Here is a 19,452-nt window from a genome sequence, read left to right as displayed (position 1 = left end):
CTTTTACTGCCTAACCAAGCGTTCTTGTTCACTTGGTGGTTCCTCAAAATCTGAGCGGAACGGGTTTATATCAAGCCCTCCGCGTCGGGTGTAACGGGCATAAACACTGAGTTTTTCAGGTTTTAGCCGAGTTTTAATATCACTAAAAATACGCTCGACGCACTGTTCATGGAATTCATTGTGGCGTCGAAATGAAATCAAGTAGCGCAGCAATGCCGCATGGTCGATCGCTGGTCCTTGGTAACGAATTAACACACTGCCCCAATCGGGCTGATTGGTGATCAGACAATTTGATTTCAGCAGATCACTATACAGAGTTTCTGTGACTGTTTGAGGATTATCCTGGAGCGCCAAAAGCTCCGGGTTGTAGTCATACTCGTTAATGCTAAGTTGCTGTTCATCAAGGCAAATGCCACTGAATTGCTGGATATGCTGCTGTGGTGCTTGTTGCAGCGAGTGGAGTTTCACCTCAACTTGACCCTCAGCGCAGTTGCTCAAGTCTGTTTGTAATTGCTTAGCAACAGCGCTCCAGCTTGACCAGCGACTTTCATTGAAGCTGTTGAGATATAGTTTGAAGCTTTTCGATTCGATTAAGTTAATAGAGTCCACTGCGACCGCTATTTCGGCGATTGCGACCTGTGGTAGGCCAGCTTCGTTCAACCATGACAGTTCATAGGCATTCCAATAATCGATGCCATGAAAAGGTAGGTTTTGACCATCAATACCAAGCGGTTGACGGTTCAATTGGCGTGGCACAGGGGCTAATAGACCTGGATCGAATGCGGTTGGGTACGCAGTTGCTTGACCGAGAGCAAGGTGCTCTAGCGGGTTTTCCATAAACTCAAAGTTCCTCTTAATCACCTTCTAATGATGAACTGTGTTAATATCGTAACCCTGCATTGTAACCGCGCTTGCATAGCGATGCTAGTCTCTTCCACCGATTGAGAGGTTTTCATGGAGTCAATAATTGCCGAGCTCGAACATGCTCTGGACCAATTAATGGATGCTTACCAACAGCATTATCAGGCCTTACAACAACCCTTGTTATTGGAAGGGGATGAGCGTTGGCAAGCGCCAATTTACAAAGAGCAAACCGACACGGGGGAAATTCGTTGGGAGCCGCTGCGGCAAGCTCAGCCTCTGAGTTTTGATTCTGTCGCAACCGCACTTGAGATGGATTTACACCCAAGTTTACAAAGCTTCTATGGGCGTTGGTATAGTGGTGATTTACAGGTGACTTGGCGGCAACACCCACTGCAATTATTACAAATTCACGGGGACGATGATGGCGAGCGTTTGCAAGCCAATCTGATCGGTCATGTGTTGATGAAACAGCGTTTGAAACAACCGATTACACTCTTTATTGGGTTAGCGGATGAGAGTGAAGATCTGTTGGTAACCCTCGACAATGCGAGTGGGGCAGTGGGACTTGAATTTGTTGGCAAACCGCAACACGAAATCTTAGCCGATGACCTGGCGAAATTCGTTGCTGAATTGCAACCAAGATAATTGGTATTTTTTAAAACTTTCGGGTAACGTCATGATCATGAGTGAATTATTTCAATTTCACCGACGCTAAGGAAGTGAGCATGAGCCAAGCAATTGATGAACGTCTGCAAGTTGGGAAGTTACGGTATTTAGTCGCAGAGGATTTGAAACTCGCGGCATCGTTATTATTTCAAGCCTACAAAGATGACCCCTTGTTGATGTCCCTGTTCAATGCTGACAAAGCAGATTATGAACAGCGTCTGCGGGCTGCTATACGCGAAGATTTATTTGCTTTTTGGGAAGCGGAACAGCCGATGATCGGCTTATTTGACGGTGACTCACTACTCGGGGTGGCCTGCTTAACGCGACCAGGTAAAACGTTTGGTCCCGGACGTTACTGGTCATGGCGTTTGAAAATGTTGCTAACGGCTGGATATGTTTCGACCAAGCAACTGATCGAAAAAGAAACAACAATTCTTGAAGCCTTACCTCATGATGATTATCACATGCTTGCGTTTATCGCGGTCAATCCGTCTTATCAGCAACGTGGCTGGGGTGATATGTTAGTCCGCGCAGCCCGGCAAGTACTTGCTGATGATAACGACTCACGTGGTATTGCCGTGTTTGTGTCACAATCACATCATCTTGGCTTATTTGAGCAACATGGATACGAACCAGTGCGTGAACTGACGATTGGCAACATCACGGGACAACTTTTGTTTGTGCACAGAGACACTGCGGTAAGCTGAATTTTGTTGAAGGGTAGGAAACATGGAATTTGATAATTTTAAAAGCTTTTATCCATACTATCTAAAAGAACATGCGGATCGACGTAGCCGCGCCATGCATTATGTTGGCAGTAGCTTGGTGCTCGCCCTGATCGCTTATGCAGCCAGCACTCAGCAATGGATCTGGTTGTGGTTAATTCCATTGGTCGGGTATGGGTTTGCGTGGGTCGGTCACTTTGCTTTTGAGCACAATAAGCCGGCCACCTTTAAATACCCGTTGTACTCTCTCGCTGGTGATTGGGTGATGTACAAAGATTTTTGGTTGGGCTTATTCACCGGGCGTAACCGAATTGAGGCGATTATTGCTCAGCAGGGAGGCGATAAGGCGGCGTCTTAATGGTGATCAAGCGCAGATTGAGCATTTCTAATTCACCTTCATAGCGATGTTCAGTATCGCTAGAAAAACCAAATCGATAACAACTCCAGAGCCCGAACAGTCGCCCGTGCGTCCGCAGGCGGCTGCTTTCTCGAGCAATATCAAGGTATTGCAATTGGTGTTTGCGGCAGTATTGTTGGATGAGAAGCAAGGCCCGCTCTTGCTGCTTTTTAAATTGCCACAATAAGGCGGTTAAGCCGACTAACCCCAGAATCAGCCATAGTTCAGTTAGCACCTTTGCGTTGCTCCTCTAGTTGCAGCAGCAATTGTTGCCAGATAGTCATAACCTCCGGATGATCAGAGCTGCGCATAAAGGCTAGTACAAAGGCTTTTAGGTCAGGCAAACGGAGTAGATCGAGGACAATTGCGTTACTTAGATTGAAATCCTGGTTTGCACACGCATGCTTCGCTAATTGCGAAAGATAGCGGTGTAACTGCTCGGCTGAAAAGTTATCCGTCGGCTGTGGCGTCAGGATGTGCCACAAGCGCGCTGCGCAGAGTAACAACTCGTCACCACTCGGTTGTTGCAGCACTTGCTCGAAGCACTCGGCAAATTGTTCAGCGGTCGCGGAGCTCATAAGTTCAAGCGCAGCCAGGCGTTGCGCTGATGGTTTTTGCCATAGTTGTTGCTGAGCACAAAAGGCCGCCAGCATAGTTTTCGGCAGTTGTTGATGGCTGGCAGCTTGCGCTAGGAGCTGGCAAAACTCAGGCGGGTAATGGCTAAAGTTCTGCACAATTGCAGCGGCCGTTTTAGGCTCATCAATGAGCCGTGCTAGAACATCGTGGATACCCTGCAAGCCGAGTTGTTGCCATGCACTTGCGCCATCACAGAGCGCGCTCTGTGCCATTTCATAATAGACCGATGGAGGCTGCTGCCAGAGTCGCGTCAAGCGCGCATGAAGCGCGGCTAAACGCTGTTGGTCTGGGGTGAAGATATACGGTGACTGTTGCAGCTGTTGTTGCTGTTCTTCGGTTAACTCAGCCCCGAGTTGATGCCCGAGCAAAGCGACAACTTGTTGGATGAAATGTTGCTGAGCCTCGAGATCGAGTAAGCCTCGTTCGTCGATGGGCATCTCGATAAACCAAATAAATGGATATTGTACCTGTACGAGTTGCGGCCAAAACTCGATTGCGAAACGAGCCTTAGCCTGAGTTGGGCAGGGGTAGGCTTGTTGTTGCGCGCTAATCGCCTCGAATTGTTCACGCGCTATCGTTTGCACTCGGCGTCCCATCTCATAGACGCGATAATCTGACTGGCTTGCTTGTAATAGCTCGGCGAGGTTTGAAACGGTCATAGGGCTTGCATCATGGTCCATTTTCTTCGAAGATGTGGCGCATTATAACGATAATAGCGTCGTGGAGGTAGTAATGGACCAACGACAACGAGCCGCTCGCTTACTTGAGCGCATTGAAGCAGAACTCAACTGTCTGGGGTTGTGGCAAAGTCATTTCCCGCCACCGCAGGCACTTGAGAGTACTCAACCGTTTGCGCTTGATACCTTGGATTTTCATCAATGGCTACAATTTATTATGTTGCCAAGGATGTGGAGTCTGGTCGATGGTGAGCATCCATTACCGCAAAATATTGCGGTAAGTCCGATGGCCACTCATGTTTATAAAGAAGAGTTAGAACATCATGAGGGGCTGATCGATTGCCTCCGAGAATTTGATATTCTCTTGAGCGGTACCGACCCATTGGCGGAAGATGTCTGAGTTAACCATCGTTTACGATGATGATGCGCTCATCGTTGTTGATAAGCCGGCCGGACTGCTGGTTCACCGCAGTTGGTTGGCGCGTGAAGCGCAAGAATTTGCCCTGCAAAAAGTACGCGATCAAATTGGTCAGTGGGTGTACCCGGTACATCGTCTCGATCGACCCACCTCTGGTTTATTACTGTTCGCGAAAAGTGCTGAGCTTGCTGAAAAATTGGCCGTGCAATTCCGCGAGCGTCACGTTCAAAAAACCTACCATGCGGTGGTCCGAGGCTATCTAGGTGACGGTGAGTTGGATTATCCGCTGCGCGAAGAGCTTGATAAGATTGCCGACCGTGATGTCAGTGTTGAGCGAGAGGCGCAGGCCGCGGTGACCCGTTATACGTGCCTGCAACAAGTCGAGTTACCGGTGCAGGTCGGCAAGCGGCATGCCACCAGCCGTTATAGTTTAATGCAATTACACCCTCTAACGGGGCGCAAACACCAGTTGCGCCGCCATATGTCGCATTTGCGCCATCCAATTGTTGGCGATAGTCGGCATGGTGATGGTCGTCATAATCGATTTTTTCGCGAACATTTAGGGATAGAGCGGCTACTGCTGGCGGCCACAGGGCTGTGCTTTGAACATCCCATAACCCGCCAGCAAATTGAACTTAAGCTTGAAGTTCCAGCAGAATTCACGCGAATTTTCAGTCCCGAATTTAGCTTATTCGACACCACGCAATAGGGCGTTGATCCCCACTTTAGCGCGGGTTGCGGCATCTACCTTCTTGACAATAATGGCTGCGTATAGACTGTGGCTGCCATCAGCCGCCGGCAGTGATCCCGGCACCACAACTGCACCAGCAGGCACGCGACCATAGCTTACGGTTTGGGTTTCGCGGTCGTAAATCTTGGTGCTTTGGCCAATATAGACGCCCATTGAAATAACCGCTCCTTGTTCAACAATCACACCTTCAACAATTTCCGAGCGTGCGCCGATAAAGCAGTCATCTTCAATAATGGTTGGGTTTGCTTGCAAGGGTTCAAGGACACCACCAATGCCGACCCCACCCGACAAATGCACATTTTTGCCAATTTGCGCACAGGAACCAACGGTTGCCCATGTATCCACCATGGTACCGTCGCCGACATAGGCACCAATATTGACATAGGATGGCATTAACACCACGTTGCGACCGATAAATGCCCCTTTACGGGCCATAGCTGGCGGTACTACCCGCATTCCCTCGGCGCGGAAGCGGGCTTCATCATAGTCGCTAAATTTACTTGGGACTTTATCGAAAAAGCGCGTTTCGGCGCCATCAAGGACATGGTTGTCGTAGATACGAAACGATAATAATACAGCTTTTTTGAGCCACTGATGGACGATCCACTCACCGTCGACTTTCTCAGCGACACGCAGGTTACCGCGGTCGATTTCTTCAATAACTTGATCAATGTCAGCTTTTAACTCGGCGCTGACGGTTGCGGGTGAAAGTGTATCACGCTGCTCAAACGCGGCATTAATGCGTGTTTCGAGAGAACTCATACAGTCTACTCCTGTCCTTTAATAGCTTGTTTAAGACGCGCGGCAAGCTGTTCTTGCAAGTCTGCATCAAGGGCTTGTTGTTGTGGCGTCGTCAATACGAAAAAGTCTTCCGCTTGCTCACCGACCGTGGTGATTTTAGCGGCCAAAATATTTAGTTCGAATTCTTGCAGAACGCGCGCAACTTGAGCAACTAAGCCAGGTCGGTCCAAAGCAATCAGTTCAAGTGTTGTACGTCCGCGCTGTGCATGCGCCACAAAGTTTACTTTGGTCCGTACCGTAAAGTTGCGTAATTGGCGTGGTAGCCGTCGACGCGTGATTGGGGCTTGGCTACGACCGCGTAAAACATCATGAAGCCGCTGTTTGAGTGCTTCAATTTGGGTCGCCTCAGTGAGGGGCTTACTATCCGCTTGCAAAATCACGAAGGTATCCATGACAAAGCCATCTCGGGTCGCCAAGATTTGGGCATCATGAATACTGAGGTTTTGGCTATCGATTACTGCACACACTGCCGCAAACAAATGGGTCTGTTCTTGATCATACAAAAACAACTCGGTGGCGCCTTGGTTTTTCTCATCACCTACTAATATCAGTGGTAATTCGGCGTCGTTTTCAACATCGAGGATATGCTGACTGTGCCAGGCAATTTGTTCGGCTTGATGGCGAAAGAAATAGTCAGCGGTGAACCGTGACCACAGTTGTTCAATACTCGAGACGTGATAGCCCGCACTGAGTAATAACGCCATAGCGTGGTTTTTGTTGGCTTGGATTTGCTCGCGAAGGTGTTGCGTTGTTGACACCTCTTTATCCAGATATTGCGCGGTCAGCTGATATAGGTTTTCCAGCAAACTAGCTTTCCAATTATTCCAAAGACGACTATTCGTCGCGCGAATGTCAGCTACGGTCAGGCAGTATAAATAAGCCAGTTGGCGCTGATTGTTGACCTTTTCGGCGAACATTTTAATGACCTCAGGGTCATGAATATCTTGCTTTTGTGCAGTTACAGACATCAGTAAGTGATGCCGGACCAGAAAAGCGACGAGGTCGATGTCGTCTTGTGCAAGTTCATGAGCCAGACCAAAATTGCGGACATCCTGCTCGCCGAGCTCAGAATGGTCGCCACCACGACCTTTAGCAATGTCATGGAAGATACCGGCTAAGAAGAGCAGCTCGGGTTTATCCATTTGCTGAAAAAGTTCAGCACAAAGTGGAAACTCTTCAATCGTCGCGGGTTCCGCGTAAGCGGCTAAATTTTTCACTAACCTAAAGGTGTGCTCATCAACCGTGTAAGCATGAAATAAATCAAACTGCATTTGCCCAACAATCTGTTGCCAAGCGGGCAAATAGTGAGCCAAAATTCTATGCGTATGCATTACCTCGAAGGCAAACCCCATGGCATTGGGGTGGCGGAGCCAGGTTAAAAACCAACGGCGGCAGTTCGGATCGTGGCTGAGGGGGTGCAGTAAACCACGGCGCGCATTACGCAGCAGCCGAATCGTGTCGGCCTGAATCGTGGTGATTTGCGAATTTTCGGCGATAAGTACGACGAATTTGAGCAGTTGTACGGGTTGTTCAAAGACGTGGTCATGGCTTGCCCCTATGGTTTGCTCACGCAACCAAAAATCCTCACTCAATGGTGTGACAGGCTGACTGTTTACTGGGGTGAGAATTTCTTGCTCGAAATACTGTAACAGCATCGAGTTGAGTTCACGAACGGCGGCGACGGCATTGAAGTAATCTTTCATCATGGCTTCAACCGCAGCTTTGCCTTGCCCATATCCGAGGCGCTCCGCAACGCCCATTTGAAAGTCGAATAATAAGCGGTCCTCGGCTTTGCCCGCTTCGATGTGAAGGGCATAGCGCAGGCGCCATAAAAACAGCTGTTGTTCGCGTAATTCGAGCAGTTCTTCAGCGCTGATAAAACCATAGAGTACGAGGCTCTCGTCGCTTTGAGTCGCGAAGTGGCGTTTGGCAATCCAACTGATAGTTTGGATATCTCGCAATCCCCCGGGGCTACTTTTAATATTGGGCTCGAGATTATATGAAGTACCGTGAAAGCGGTGATGGCGCGCTAGTTGTTCCGCAGATTTTGCTTGATAGTAGGCCCGGCTACTCCAAGGAAACTCATTACGCAGGGTCTGAGAAAGTTGTTCCGCAATGTTGTGATCACCACAAATGAGGCGATGTTCAAGCAGGCTGGTGGCAACCGTGACATCTGCTTGGGCTTGGTTTAGGCAATCGCGGACACTGCGGACACTGTGGCCAACTTCGAATTTGAGATCCCACAACACTTGCATAAATTGCTCAAGCAAGCGGCCAAGCTCTGGCGTAGGCGGCGTGCGCGGCACTAAAAAGAGTAAATCGATATCGGAGTGGGGATGCAAGGTACCACGACCGTAGCCGCCGACCGCAATTAGGGCAACCTGCTGCTGAGCTAGCCCGTACTCGCTAAACAAATGCTGTAGCAGCTGGTCAATAAAGTCACTGCGATGAGTCAGCAGTGACTCAATATCGGCTGTTACAAAAGCACCCGCTGACCAATCTTGGTAGTCTTTGAGTTGTTCCCTTAATTGCGCGATAGACGCGGGGAACTGCCAATTGGGTGCTGCTGTTTGAGTCATTGAGTTCAATCGTGATTTATCACCCGCGGGAGTTCTTCATCCGAGCGTAAGGTCAGCACCTCAACGCCGCTCTCGGTTACCAGTAAGGTATGTTCCCACTGGGCACTTAAACTACGATCCTTGGTGAGTACAGTCCAACCGTCCCGCAACAGTTTAGTGTGACGCTTGCCGGCGTTGACCATAGGTTCGATGGTAAAGCACATGCCTGCCTCGAGCACATCACCGGTCCCTGCAGTACCGTAATGGAGAATCTGTGGCTCTTCATGGAAAACCGCGCCGATACCATGCCCGCAATATTCTCTGACGATACTGTAACCGTGGCTCTCAGCATGCTTTTGAATGGCTGCGGCAAAATCTCCGGTACGAATCCCAGGTTTGACCATTTTAATCGCAAGGTAGAGGCACTCTTGAGTTACTCGAATGAGTCGTTCCGCCAAGATGCTGGGTTGCCCAACCACAAACATTTTGGAGGTGTCGCCGTGATAGCCATCGAGTTTAACAGTGACATCAATATTAACGATATCCCCATCTTTCAGTGGTTTATCGTTGGGAATGCCATGACACACGACGTGATTGACCGACGTGCAAATTGATTTTGGAAAACCGTGATAATTCAAAGGCGCCGGATAGGCGTTGCGGGCGACGATATAGTCGTGACAAATTTGGTCTAATTCACCTGTTGTAACGCCGGCTTTAACATGCGGACCTATCATTTCTAGAACTTCGGCAGCAAGTGCTCCAGCCGCGCGCATTTTTTCAATTTCATCAGGTGTTTTTAGGGTAATACTCATAACCGCTCTCTGTGAGGCTTTGCTTGCGAAAAATAGTAGCCAAAGTTTACCAGTTTGCGGGCCTGCATAAAAGCGCAACAATTCCCCCAAAAAGTTGCCAAGATTGGCTTTTTTATGGTATAAAGCGCCCGCAAATTATCGTAGTCCAGCCTAAGTTGGTCCGTAATTTGTAATAACACACATATACCGACACATCGCTCGGGGTGCTCTTAAATGGGTCGAACGGTGGGGTATATGGAGGCATAACCCCTTAAAAAGGAAAATTATTATGGCAAACGTGTCAATGCGTGACATGCTCAAAGCTGGTGTCCATTTCGGTCACCAAACCCGTTTCTGGAACCCGAAAATGAAGCCGTTCATCTTCGGTGCCCGCAACAAGATTCATATCATCAACCTCGAAAAAACTGTGCCAATGTTCAATGACTCATTGAACTTCTTGCAGCACGTTGCAGCAAACAAAGGCAAAGTCTTGTTTGTTGGAACGAAGCGTGCCGCTGCTGATGCGGTGCAAGAGGCAGCGACCAATTGTAAGCAGTTCTACGTTAACCATCGTTGGTTGGGTGGAATGTTGACCAACTGGAAAACTGTGCGTCAGTCAATCAAGCGTCTGAAAGACCTCGAAACTCAAAGCCAAGACGGTACATTCGAGAAGCTCACTAAAAAAGAAGCTTTGATGAATACCCGTGAAATGGAAAAACTTGAGAAGAGCTTAGGCGGGATCAAGGACATGGCTGGCTTGCCAGACGTATTGTTCGTGATCGATGCTGACCACGAGCACATTGCAATCAAAGAAGCGAATAACTTAGGTATTCCAGTTATTGCCGTGGTTGATACCAACTCAAACCCTGACGGCGTAGATTACGTTATTCCAGGTAACGACGATGCGATTCGTGCGGTTCAGCTTTACTTAAATGCAGCTGCAACAGCAATCAACGAAGCACGTGTGAACGTTGCAGAAAGCAAAGACGATTTCGTAGCCGCTGACGAAGCAGCTGAATAAATCATCGGATTCAGAGGATTAGAGAAATGGCAATTACAGCAGCTCTAGTAAAAGAACTGCGCGAGCGCACTGGCGCTGGCATGATGGATTGTAAAAAAGCACTTGAAGAAGTAGGCGGCGATATCGAAGCAGCGATCGAATTGATGCGTAAAAGCGGTCAAGCGAAAGCAGCTAAGAAAGCTGGCCGTGTTGCTGCTGAAGGTGTCATCCTGACCAAAACCGAAGGCAACAAAGGTACTTTGGTTGAACTGAACTGTGAAACCGACTTCGTTGCTCGTGATGACAACTTCTTAGCCTTTGGCGACAAAGTTATCGACGTTGCATTTGCTAACTTGGAAACAGATGTTGAGAAGCTAAAAGCAACTGACATCGGTGGCGCGACAGTTGAAGAAACTCGCGAAACCTTAGTGGCTAAGATCGGTGAGAACATGAACGTGCGTCGCGTTATGAGCATCTCTGGTGGCGACATCGTTGAGAGCTATGTACACGGCGGTCGTATCGGCGTCCTCGTTGCTTTAACGGGTGGTGATGCTGATTTGGCCAAAGACGTTGCAATGCATGTTGCAGCGAGCGCGCCACAGTTTGTGAAGCCAGAAGACGTATCAGCAGAAGTTGTTGAGAAAGAGCGCAATATCCAAATCGACATCGCGATGGAAAGTGGCAAGCCAAAAGAAATCGCTGAGAAGATGGTCGAAGGTCGGATGCGTAAGTTCACTGGTGAAATCAGCTTGACTGGTCAGCCTTTCGTCAAAGACCCAAGCATGACCGTTGGTGATTTGTTGAAGTCTAAAGGCGCTGACGTGATTACTTTCGTTCGTTTTGAAGTAGGCGAAGGAATCGAGAAAAAAGCTGAAGACTTCGCTGCTGAAGTTGAAGCGCAAATGGCTGCAGCGAAAAAGGCTTAATGCCGGTGACTTTGCAGTCAATAGTGTAAATAAAACCGCAGCTTGCTCGCGCAAGGTGCGGTTTTTTTTATATAATGAGTAAACTGTACACAAGGGAGAGTTCGATGAACGCGACGAAAAAACCAGCGTATCGCCGCATTTTGTTGAAGTTAAGTGGTGAAGCTTTGATGGGCGATGAAGCCTTTGGTATCGATGCGAAAGTGCTCGATCGCATGGCTCAAGAAATCAAAGAGCTCGTTGAACTGGGTGTACAAGTTGGCCTCGTCATCGGCGGTGGAAACTTATTCCGCGGTGAGGGGCTTGCTAAAGCTGGGATGAATCGCGTGGTGGGAGACCACATGGGGATGTTGGCTACGGTCATGAATGGCTTGGCCATGCGTGATGCACTACACCGCGCTTTCGTGAATGCTAGATTGATGTCAGCGATTGAGTTAAATGGCGTCTGTGATAGCTACAACTGGGCTGATGCGATTAGCTTACTCAAATCAGGGCGGGTTGTAATCTTTTGTGCAGGCACCGGGAATCCATTTTTCACGACCGATTCTGCGGCGTGCTTACGAGGCATTGAGATAGAGGCTGAATTAGTGTTGAAAGGCACCAAAGTTGATGGTGTATTCAGTGCTGATCCGGTCAAAGATCCAAGCGCTCAGCTCTATCAGCGGGTTGGTTATAACGAAGTGTTAGACCAACAGCTTAAAGTTATGGATTTGGCTGCCTTTACCTTGGCGCGAGACCATGAACTCCCCATTCGAGTGTTTAATATGAATAAGCCTGGAGCTCTGCGGGCAGTTATTTTAGGTGAACCCGAAGGGACCCTAATTAATTCTGAACCAGGCTTTGAAATCGCTGAATAACGAGAAGGTATAAATTGTGATTAATGAAATCAAACAAGACGCTAAAGAGCGCATGGCAAAAAGTGTTGAAGCGCTAAAAGCACAAATTTCAAAGGTACGTACCGGACGTGCCCATCCAAGTATCCTTGATAGCGTGATGGTGAGTTATTACGGTGTTGATACACCGCTAAAGCAGGTCGCAAATATTACGGTTGAAGACTCACGGACATTGGCTTTGACTGTGTTTGATAAGTCTGCAAGTCAAGCCGTAGAAAAGGCCATCATGACTTCTGATCTTGGCTTGAATCCAGCCTCTGCCGGTAATGTTATTCGCGTGCCATTGCCACCGTTAACTGAAGAGCGGCGTCGTGATTTGGTTAAAATTGTTCGCAATGAGGCAGAGCATGGACGGGTCGCGGTGCGTAATATTCGTCGTGATGCCAACAGTGACCTTAAAGAACTGTTAAAAGAAAAAGAAATTACTGAAGATGAAGAGCGTAAAGCGGCAGACGAGATCCAAAAATTAACGGATACGTTTGTGGCTCAAATTGATCAAGCTCTGGCAGAGAAAGAAAAAGACCTTATGGAAGTTTAATTTCTCCTGAGTTTCTTTGGTTAACCGCGCCGTGTCAGGTATACTCGCACGGCGTTTTTATTATTCGGCGGAGACAATGAGCGAATTGCACGTAGCACAAGTGCGCATGCCGAAGCATGTCGCAATTATCATGGATGGTAACGGTCGTTGGGCTGAGTCACGCGGTAAGCCGCGGACGTTTGGGCATAAGGCAGGCGCTGAGGCAGTTCGCGCAGCGATTACTTTTGCGCGTAAAAAAGGTATCGAAAGTTTAACTTTATTTGCGTTTAGCAGCGAAAACTGGAACCGCCCGGAACAAGAAGTCAGTGTGCTGATGGAATTGTTCATGAGCGTGCTTAAACGTGAGGTGAGTAAACTCAACAAGCATGAAGTGCGACTCAAAGTGATCGGTGATCGAGCGGGTTTTTCCGAGCGCTTACAAAAGCAGATTGCGAAAGCTGAACAGCTGACGGCGGCGAACCGTGCCTTAACCCTAAATATCGCCGCTAATTACGGTGGTCGTTGGGATATCTGTCAAGCGGCCCAGCGACTTGCAGAGCGCGTCGCGCAGCAACAAATTGCGGTCACTGAGATAACTGAGGCAACCCTCGCGAGTGAACTTGAGTTGGCGGACCAAGCACCGCCAGACTTATTGATTCGAACGGGTGGGGAACAGCGAATCAGTAATTTTTTATTATGGCAATTAGCTTATGCAGAACTCTATTTTTGCGATATTCTGTGGCCAGACTTTAATGAAAATGCGTTCGCAGCCGCGATTGCCGACTATAGCTGCCGCGAACGCCGCTTTGGTTTAACCAGCGCACAATTACAACAAGCTATCTTAGAAACAGATCAAAAAGCTGGGGAATAATTTGCTAAAACAACGACTACTTACAGCACTTGTGCTTATCCCAATCGCGCTTTATGCCGTGTTTGGGTTGTCACCTTTATGGTTTGCGGTTGTATTAATTGCGCTGATGACGGCGGGGGCCTGGGAGTGGTCGCCGCTGATGGGGCTTAAGCGGACTGCGAGTAAAATGTTGTATACCGCGTCAGTTGCTTTGATTCTCGGATTGCTCCTTTGGTGGTTGCCGCTTGATCAAGTTTGGCGTGATGGCCAATTAGCAACAGAGTATTTTGCGGTACTCATTGCCGGTGGAATCTGGTGGGTTGTCGCGCTGTTGTTAATCGTTAATTATCCCAATAGTCGTCGACTGTGGTCACGCACACGTTCAATTGTGGGTCTATTTGGTTATCTGACCTTGATCCCCGCATGGGTTGGTTTAGTTGCAGTGCGAACCCTACATTACGAGAGCTCACCGCTATTTGGTGGTTTCGCCTTATTATTTATCTTGCTGTTGGTGTGGGCTGCTGATGTGGGTGCTTTCTTTGCAGGAGTCCGCTACGGACGCAACAAGTTAATGCCTGCAGTAAGTCCGGGCAAGACGATGGAAGGTTTATGTGGCGGCGTTACGCTCGCTTTCGTGGTGATGATCGTGGTCGCACATTGGGTGAAGATCCCAGCCGATCAGTTTACCGGTTACTATCTCACTGGTTTAGTGACTGTGGTTGCATCGGTATTTGGTGACCTCAACGAAAGTATGTTCAAACGCTGTGCTGGGGTGAAAGATAGTGGTTCACTATTGCCAGGTCATGGTGGAATTTTGGACCGTATTGATTCGCTTACTGCAGCCTTACCTGTGTTTACTCTCAGTTATATCTGGTTACTCGCCTAATGATGAAAGCTGTCACGATTTTAGGTGCCACCGGCTCGATTGGGCAGAGCACATTAAACGTACTTGCCGCGCATCCCGAGCAGTTTGAAGTATTCGCCCTCACCGCCGCGACCAATGTTGACGCTATGGGCAAGCTCTGCGAGCAATTTCGGCCGCGCTACGCGGTGATGGCAGACCCGACTGCTGCACAAGCTTTGACGGCGCAATTAACGGGCCGCACAACCAAGGTTTTAGCCGGTAGCGAGGGTTTGTGTGAAGTTGCCAGTGCTGGCGATGTCGACATTGTGATGGCGGCGATTGTTGGCGCAGCCGGACTGCTACCGACGCTCGCGGCAGTTGAAGCGGGTAAGAAAGTATTGCTTGCCAATAAAGAAGCCTTAGTTATGAGTGGTCAGTTGTTTATGGATGCGGTGACCCGCCATCAGGCCCAACTGCTTCCAGTCGATAGCGAGCACAACGCGATCTTCCAATGTCTGCCTGAATCAGCGCAGCAGTTAGGGCTAGTCGACTTGGCCGCGGCAGGGGTCCACAAAATATTGCTGACAGGTTCAGGTGGCCCTTTTCGTGAATTACCGGTCGCGGCACTTGCGGAGCAAACTCCGGCCGCTGCCTGCGCCCATCCAAATTGGGACATGGGTCGAAAAATATCCGTTGATTCGGCAACTATGTTGAATAAAGGCTTAGAGTATATCGAGGCGCGTTGGCTGTTTAACTGTCAACCGCAGCAACTCGAAGTGTTGTTACACCCGCAAAGCGTGATTCATTCAATGGTGAGTTATGCCGATGGCTCGGTCATCGCTCAAATGGGTCAAGCAGATATGCGCACGCCAATTGCGCACTGTTTGAGTTATCCGCAGCGGCTTGAGAGCGGCGTAGCAGCATTGGATTTCTCTCAGGTGGCACAATTGACCTTTGCGCAAGCAGAACCGGCGCGCTATCCGTGCTTATTTCTCGCCCAACAAGCGTGTTGGGAAGGGCAGTGGGCCACCACAAGTTTAAATGCAGCCAATGAAGTGGCGGTTGCGGCGTTTTTAGCCGGTAAGATTAAATTTACTCAGATCAGCCAAATTTGTGAGCGGGTGCTGGAACAATCAAGTGCAGCGCATGTCACAGCTTTGGAAGACGTGCTTGCAATTGATCAACAGGCGCGGCGTTACGCGCAAGAAGTCATGGAACAAAGAGCGAATGTTTGAAGTCATTTGGTCACTATTAGCACTTGTCGTTACCCTCGGAATTCTGGTCACTTTTCATGAATTCGGTCATTTTTGGGTCGCGCGTAAAAACGGTGTGAAAGTCCTTAAATTTTCGGTAGGTTTTGGCAAACCGATCTGGAGCCGCATGGGCCAAGACGGAACCTTGTATCAGGTCGCTCGGATTCCGCTCGGCGGTTATGTGCAAATGCTCGATGAACGCGTCGATGAAGTCGCAGAAGCTGACCGTCCGCTGAGTTTTAATAGTAAATCCATTGGGCAACGCGCGGCGATTATCGCAGCCGGGCCATTGGCTAATTTTTTACTCGCTATAGTGGTGCTGTGGGGCATGTATTTGATTGGCGTGCCAACGGTTAAACCTGTGATCGGCAGTGTCCAAAGTAATTCTATTGCTGCAGCTGCAGAGCTCCCTGTTAATGCTGAAATTATTGGTATTGATGGCGTACCAACCCGTGATTGGCAAGAGGTGAATCTCGCCTTTGCTGGAGCAATTGGGCAGGACACAGCTGAGCTCGAATTACGACTCCCTAGTGGGCGAACCAGTCGCTATCAGCTTGACCTTGAAGGTTGGCGATTAAGTGATGAACAAGTCGCAACGTTTCGTCAATTAGGGATAGAGCCTTTCCGCCCACAACCGACTCAAGTTCTAGCTCAAATTGCTGAAAATTCGCCAGCCGCAGCCGCTGGATTGGAAGTTGGCGATAAAATTATTCGCATCGATGGAACTCTTATGAGCGACTGGTCTCAAACTCAGGAGTTTATCGGGCAAAACCCGGGTAGAACGCTTGTGTTTGAGGTCGAGCGAGATTCTCAACGGCAAACTCTCGAGGTAAGCCTGGGGCGTCGGCAACCGACTACGGATGCACAAGAACTGGGTTACTTGGGGGTGGTTCCGAGTCTTGAGCCGTATCCTGAAGCTTATCAGTTTGTCCATCGCTATGGCCCTTTAGATGGACTTGTGGAGGGAGCGCAGCACACTTGGCGGTTGATGACCCTAAGTGTTGAGATGCTTGGTAAATTGGTTACCGGAACGGTTTCAATTAAGCACCTGAGCGGGCCAGTGGCGATTGCAGAGGGTGCAGGTGTCTCAGCAAGCTATGGTTTGGTATATTTTTTAGGGTTTCTCGCCCTTATCAGTGTTAATCTCGGTATCATTAATCTGTTACCATTACCGGTATTAGACGGTGGACATCTGGTTTTTTTGGGACTGGAAAAATTAAAAGGGCGCCCAGTATCCGAACGGACGCAAGAAATTGCTTATCGTATCGGTGGCGCATTAATCTTTGCTTTGATGGCAATTGCGATTAGTAACGATATTTTACGTCTTGTTTCATGAAGCGACATTTACAACATAAAAAATTAAGTAGCACAGAATGACCTTGAAAAAGCTGTTCTTGGCCGCCCTTATGGCGGGGGCCGCAATGCCTGCGTATAGCGCAGAACCGTTTGTTGTCGAAGATATCCGTGTGCGCGGGCTACAACGTGTAGCACTTGGCGCAGCGCTTACTTATATCCCAGTGCGGGTTGGTGATACGGTAAACGACAGTACGATTCGTAACAGTATTCGTTCGCTCTACTCATCAACACATTTTGATAATGTGGTGGTGAAGCGTGATGGCAATACCATTATATTCGAAGTCAGTGAGCGACCTACAATCAGCTCAATTACCTTCGATGGCAATAAAGACATCAAAGACGAGCAACTCGAAGAAAGTCTTACTGAACAAGGGCTAGTCGAAGGCGAGCCACTTGATCTAACCACCATTTCTAGCATCGAGACGGGGCTTGCTGAGTTCTATCACAGTATCGGTAAGTACGATGCTGATATCAGCGTCAACGTGGTCAATCTGCCGCGTAATCGAGTCCGTGTTGAAATCGATTTTGAAGAAGGTGAGTCGGCTGAAATTCAACAAATTAACATTGTCGGTAACCGCAAATTTAGCGATGAAGAGTTACTTTCTACGTTAGAACTGAAAGACTCGCTGCCGTGGTGGAATATCATTGGTGAGCGGCGCTATCAAAAACAACAGTTGAGCGGCGATCTTGAAACGCTCGAGTCTTTTTACAAGGATCGTGGTTATTTACAATTCACAATTGAGTCGGTACAAGTCACGCTAACCCCTGACCGAAAAGGGATTTACGTGACCATTAACGTGGATGAAGGCGAGATCTACACGATTCGTGAAACGCGCGTGATTGGTGACCTCAGAGGTCACGATGAAGCACTGGAGCGGCTCACTAAGATTGAAGCTGGAACCCAGTACAATGCTGCCAGTATCACCTATTTGGAAGAACTGATTGCGAAATTCTATGGTCGTTATGGCTATGCATATCCCGAGGTTCGGGTGATTCCAGAGCTCACTGAAACTGAAGGCGAAGTTGACCTGATTTTCTCAGTGAACCCAGGCAAGCGAGTGTATGTCAACCGGATTAATTTTAGCGGTAACATCACCACCATGGATGAAGTTCTCCGTCGTGAAATGCGCCAACTCGAAGGTGCACCGTTGAATGAGGCAGCGATTGAGCAGAGTAAAGTTCGACTCGAACGGCTTGGGTTTTTCGAAACGGTCGAGTCCGATACCCAGCGTGTCGATGGTCGCGATGACCTAGTGGATGTTAATTTCACCGTCAAAGAGCAACCTTCAGGTTCATTTGACTTTATGTTTGGTTACGGTGACTACTCAGGCTTGCAACTTGGGCTTGGCGTGGCACAGGATAACTTCTTGGGTACCGGTAACCGCGCAGCGATTAATCTTAATACGAACCGTTTTAGTCGCTCGCTGAGTCTGTCATACACTGACCGATACTTCACCAAAGACGGCATCAACTTATCCGGTCAAATTTATCTCAATGAGTTTGACGCGGGTAACCAAGCGAACTTAATTCGTTACAACAAGACTCAATATGGCTTGGGCGGTAGTATTGGCTTCCCGATTAATGAAGTCAGTAGTATTAATATTGGTGCCATGTATCGTAATGAAGAAGTCACCAATGTGGAAGGCTACGAGCAGGTTAGTCAGTTCTATCAACCCTACTTAGATACCCAAGATCCTAATTCTGGGGTTGCTTTTGATATTTATGAACTATCTCTCGGTTATGGTCGAGTTACCTTAAACCGCAGGGTATTCCCAACTGCGGGAACTTCAAATCGCGTCAGTTTAGACGTTGTGGCTCCTTTTAGTGATGTGAATTACTTCCGGGTTAGCTATGACTTTAAGCATTACTGGCCATTAACAGATTCACACAACTTTGTGCTCGTGAGTCGCCTTAACCTAGGCTATGGTAATGGTTATGGAGAAGACGATAAGGGGAATGAATATCTCTTCCCATTCTATGAAAACTTCCGCCTTGGTGGGAATGATACGCTGCGTGGTTTTGAGGCCAATACAGTTGGTCCGCGTGCAATTTATCGTTATCCGCAGGCAATTGATGGCTATGGCGGCTTTGGTGGGATTCCATCGGACTTGCCGGTAGGTCCAGGCGCTGATACTTTGGCGGTAAGCCAATTCTCAGTGGGGGGTAATGCCATGTTCTCGGGCGGATTTGAACTTATTTTCCCAACCCCATTGATCAAGGAAGAATCGCGTAATAGTGTGCGTACTAGCCTGTATGTTGACGTGGGTAGTGTTTGGGATACAGAATTCGACTATGACACTTACAAAGATTTGCAGTTGGTTAACAGCTCTTATGCTTTGCGAGATTATAGTTCACCGAGTGACTATCGGGTCTCGGCCGGGCTTGCGGTACAATGGATATCGCCGATGGGACCGATTACCTTATCGTTCGGTAGTGCACTGAAAAAACAAGAAGATGATCGCACTCAGATGTTCACCTTCAACTTTGGTTCAACATTCTAAATTTGACACAGTACGACAAGCTTTAAGGAGT

General features: G+C 48.5%; 20 protein-coding genes. 14 read left to right on the top strand and 6 right to left on the bottom strand.

Translation table 11 applies throughout. From position 1 onward, the window contains the following. Positions 1-3 precede the first annotated feature (3 nt). Positions 4-837 carry an NADPH-dependent 7-cyano-7-deazaguanine reductase QueF gene (gene queF, locus CWI83_RS03070; protein WP_126825547.1) on the bottom strand — a complete coding sequence of 278 codons (834 nt, stop codon included), beginning with the start codon at positions 835-837 and terminating at the stop codon, positions 4-6. Positions 838-954: 117 nt separating this feature from the next. On the opposite strand from queF, the gene syd reads away from it, so the two are divergent. From syd to CWI83_RS03055, 3 genes are all read left to right on the top strand, one after another. Continuing rightward, the gene (syd, locus tag CWI83_RS03065; protein WP_126825545.1) at positions 955-1,509 is read left to right on the top strand and encodes a SecY-interacting protein; all 555 of its coding nucleotides are present in this window, start codon (positions 955-957) and stop codon (positions 1,507-1,509) included. A gap of 80 nt (positions 1,510-1,589) precedes the next feature. Then, positions 1,590-2,237, top strand: coding sequence for a GNAT family N-acetyltransferase (locus CWI83_RS03060; RefSeq protein WP_126825542.1), 648 nt, complete (start codon positions 1,590-1,592; stop codon positions 2,235-2,237). A 22-nt stretch (positions 2,238-2,259) separates the two neighbouring features. Beyond that, entirely contained in the window at positions 2,260-2,613 is a 354-nt protein-coding gene (locus CWI83_RS03055) for an Mpo1-like protein (RefSeq protein ID WP_126825539.1), read from the top strand. Here CWI83_RS03055 and CWI83_RS03050 read toward each other — a convergent pair. Together CWI83_RS03050 and CWI83_RS03045 are read right to left on the bottom strand one after the other, a co-directional pair. Further along, the gene (locus tag CWI83_RS03050; RefSeq protein WP_126825536.1) at positions 2,576-2,887 is read right to left on the bottom strand and encodes a DUF3301 domain-containing protein; all 312 of its coding nucleotides are present in this window, start codon (positions 2,885-2,887) and stop codon (positions 2,576-2,578) included. The two genes, CWI83_RS03055 and CWI83_RS03050, sit on opposite strands and share 38 nt — an antisense overlap. Beyond that, entirely contained in the window at positions 2,877-3,947 is a 1,071-nt protein-coding gene (locus CWI83_RS03045; protein WP_157980355.1) for a DUF3549 family protein, read from the bottom strand. The genes CWI83_RS03050 and CWI83_RS03045 overlap by 11 nt, the downstream gene beginning before the upstream one ends. 73 nt (positions 3,948-4,020) lie before the next feature. On the opposite strand from CWI83_RS03045, the gene CWI83_RS03040 reads away from it, so the two are divergent. Beyond that, positions 4,021-4,365: a YqcC family protein gene (locus CWI83_RS03040; RefSeq protein WP_126825530.1), complete on the top strand. Its 345-nt coding sequence runs from the start codon at positions 4,021-4,023 to the stop codon at positions 4,363-4,365. Continuing rightward, complete coding sequence (gene truC, locus CWI83_RS03035) at positions 4,358-5,092, top strand: tRNA pseudouridine(65) synthase TruC (RefSeq protein WP_126825527.1); 735 nt, start codon at positions 4,358-4,360, stop codon at positions 5,090-5,092. Before CWI83_RS03040 ends, truC begins: the two co-directional genes overlap by 8 nt. Here the strand turns inward: truC and dapD are convergent. From dapD to map, 3 genes are read right to left on the bottom strand one after another with little or no spacing between them, the layout of a single operon-like run. Then, a complete protein-coding gene (gene dapD, locus CWI83_RS03030) occupies positions 5,072-5,896 on the bottom strand; it encodes a 2,3,4,5-tetrahydropyridine-2,6-dicarboxylate N-succinyltransferase (protein WP_126825524.1) in 825 nt (274 codons plus the stop codon). The two genes, truC and dapD, sit on opposite strands and share 21 nt — an antisense overlap. A gap of 5 nt (positions 5,897-5,901) precedes the next feature. Further along, the gene (glnD, locus tag CWI83_RS03025) at positions 5,902-8,514 is read right to left on the bottom strand and encodes a [protein-PII] uridylyltransferase (RefSeq protein WP_126825522.1); all 2,613 of its coding nucleotides are present in this window, start codon (positions 8,512-8,514) and stop codon (positions 5,902-5,904) included. Positions 8,515-8,519: 5 nt separating this feature from the next. After that, complete coding sequence (map, locus tag CWI83_RS03020; RefSeq protein WP_126825519.1) at positions 8,520-9,305, bottom strand: type I methionyl aminopeptidase; 786 nt, start codon at positions 9,303-9,305, stop codon at positions 8,520-8,522. 268 nt (positions 9,306-9,573) lie between these two features. Between map and rpsB the strand changes: the two genes are divergently transcribed. The 9 genes from rpsB to bamA all read left to right on the top strand — a co-directional run bounded on the left by rpsB (position 9,574) and on the right by bamA (position 19,421). Next, positions 9,574-10,305 (top strand): 30S ribosomal protein S2, encoded by a 732-nt coding sequence (gene rpsB / locus CWI83_RS03015; protein ID WP_126825516.1) that lies wholly within the window; start codon positions 9,574-9,576, stop codon positions 10,303-10,305. A 26-nt stretch (positions 10,306-10,331) separates the two neighbouring features. Next, complete coding sequence (tsf, locus tag CWI83_RS03010) at positions 10,332-11,210, top strand: translation elongation factor Ts (RefSeq protein WP_126825514.1); 879 nt, start codon at positions 10,332-10,334, stop codon at positions 11,208-11,210. Positions 11,211-11,314: 104 nt separating this feature from the next. After that, positions 11,315-12,064, top strand: coding sequence for a UMP kinase (gene pyrH / locus CWI83_RS03005; protein ID WP_126825511.1), 750 nt, complete (start codon positions 11,315-11,317; stop codon positions 12,062-12,064). Between the two features lie 16 nt (positions 12,065-12,080). Continuing rightward, positions 12,081-12,638: a ribosome recycling factor gene (frr, locus tag CWI83_RS03000; protein ID WP_126825508.1), complete on the top strand. Its 558-nt coding sequence runs from the start codon at positions 12,081-12,083 to the stop codon at positions 12,636-12,638. A gap of 76 nt (positions 12,639-12,714) precedes the next feature. Continuing rightward, a complete protein-coding gene (gene uppS / locus CWI83_RS02995; protein ID WP_126825505.1) occupies positions 12,715-13,488 on the top strand; it encodes a polyprenyl diphosphate synthase in 774 nt (257 codons plus the stop codon). A 1-nt stretch (position 13,489) separates the two neighbouring features. Continuing rightward, entirely contained in the window at positions 13,490-14,353 is an 864-nt protein-coding gene (locus CWI83_RS02990) for a phosphatidate cytidylyltransferase (RefSeq protein WP_126825502.1), read from the top strand. 2 nt (positions 14,354-14,355) lie between these two features. After that, the gene (ispC, locus tag CWI83_RS02985) at positions 14,356-15,546 is read left to right on the top strand and encodes a 1-deoxy-D-xylulose-5-phosphate reductoisomerase (RefSeq protein WP_126826055.1); all 1,191 of its coding nucleotides are present in this window, start codon (positions 14,356-14,358) and stop codon (positions 15,544-15,546) included. After that, a complete protein-coding gene (rseP, locus tag CWI83_RS02980) occupies positions 15,539-16,900 on the top strand; it encodes a sigma E protease regulator RseP (protein ID WP_126825499.1) in 1,362 nt (453 codons plus the stop codon). Before ispC ends, rseP begins: the two co-directional genes overlap by 8 nt. A 37-nt stretch (positions 16,901-16,937) precedes the next feature. After that, the gene (bamA, locus tag CWI83_RS02975) at positions 16,938-19,421 is read left to right on the top strand and encodes an outer membrane protein assembly factor BamA (protein WP_126825497.1); all 2,484 of its coding nucleotides are present in this window, start codon (positions 16,938-16,940) and stop codon (positions 19,419-19,421) included. The last annotated feature ends 31 nt before the right edge of the window (positions 19,422-19,452 follow it).

Source organism: Pseudidiomarina taiwanensis (genome assembly GCF_003987435.1).
In the GTDB taxonomy this organism is placed as follows: domain Bacteria; phylum Pseudomonadota; class Gammaproteobacteria; order Enterobacterales; family Alteromonadaceae; genus Pseudidiomarina; species Pseudidiomarina taiwanensis.
This window is presented reverse-complemented; position numbering and strand designations above follow the sequence as displayed.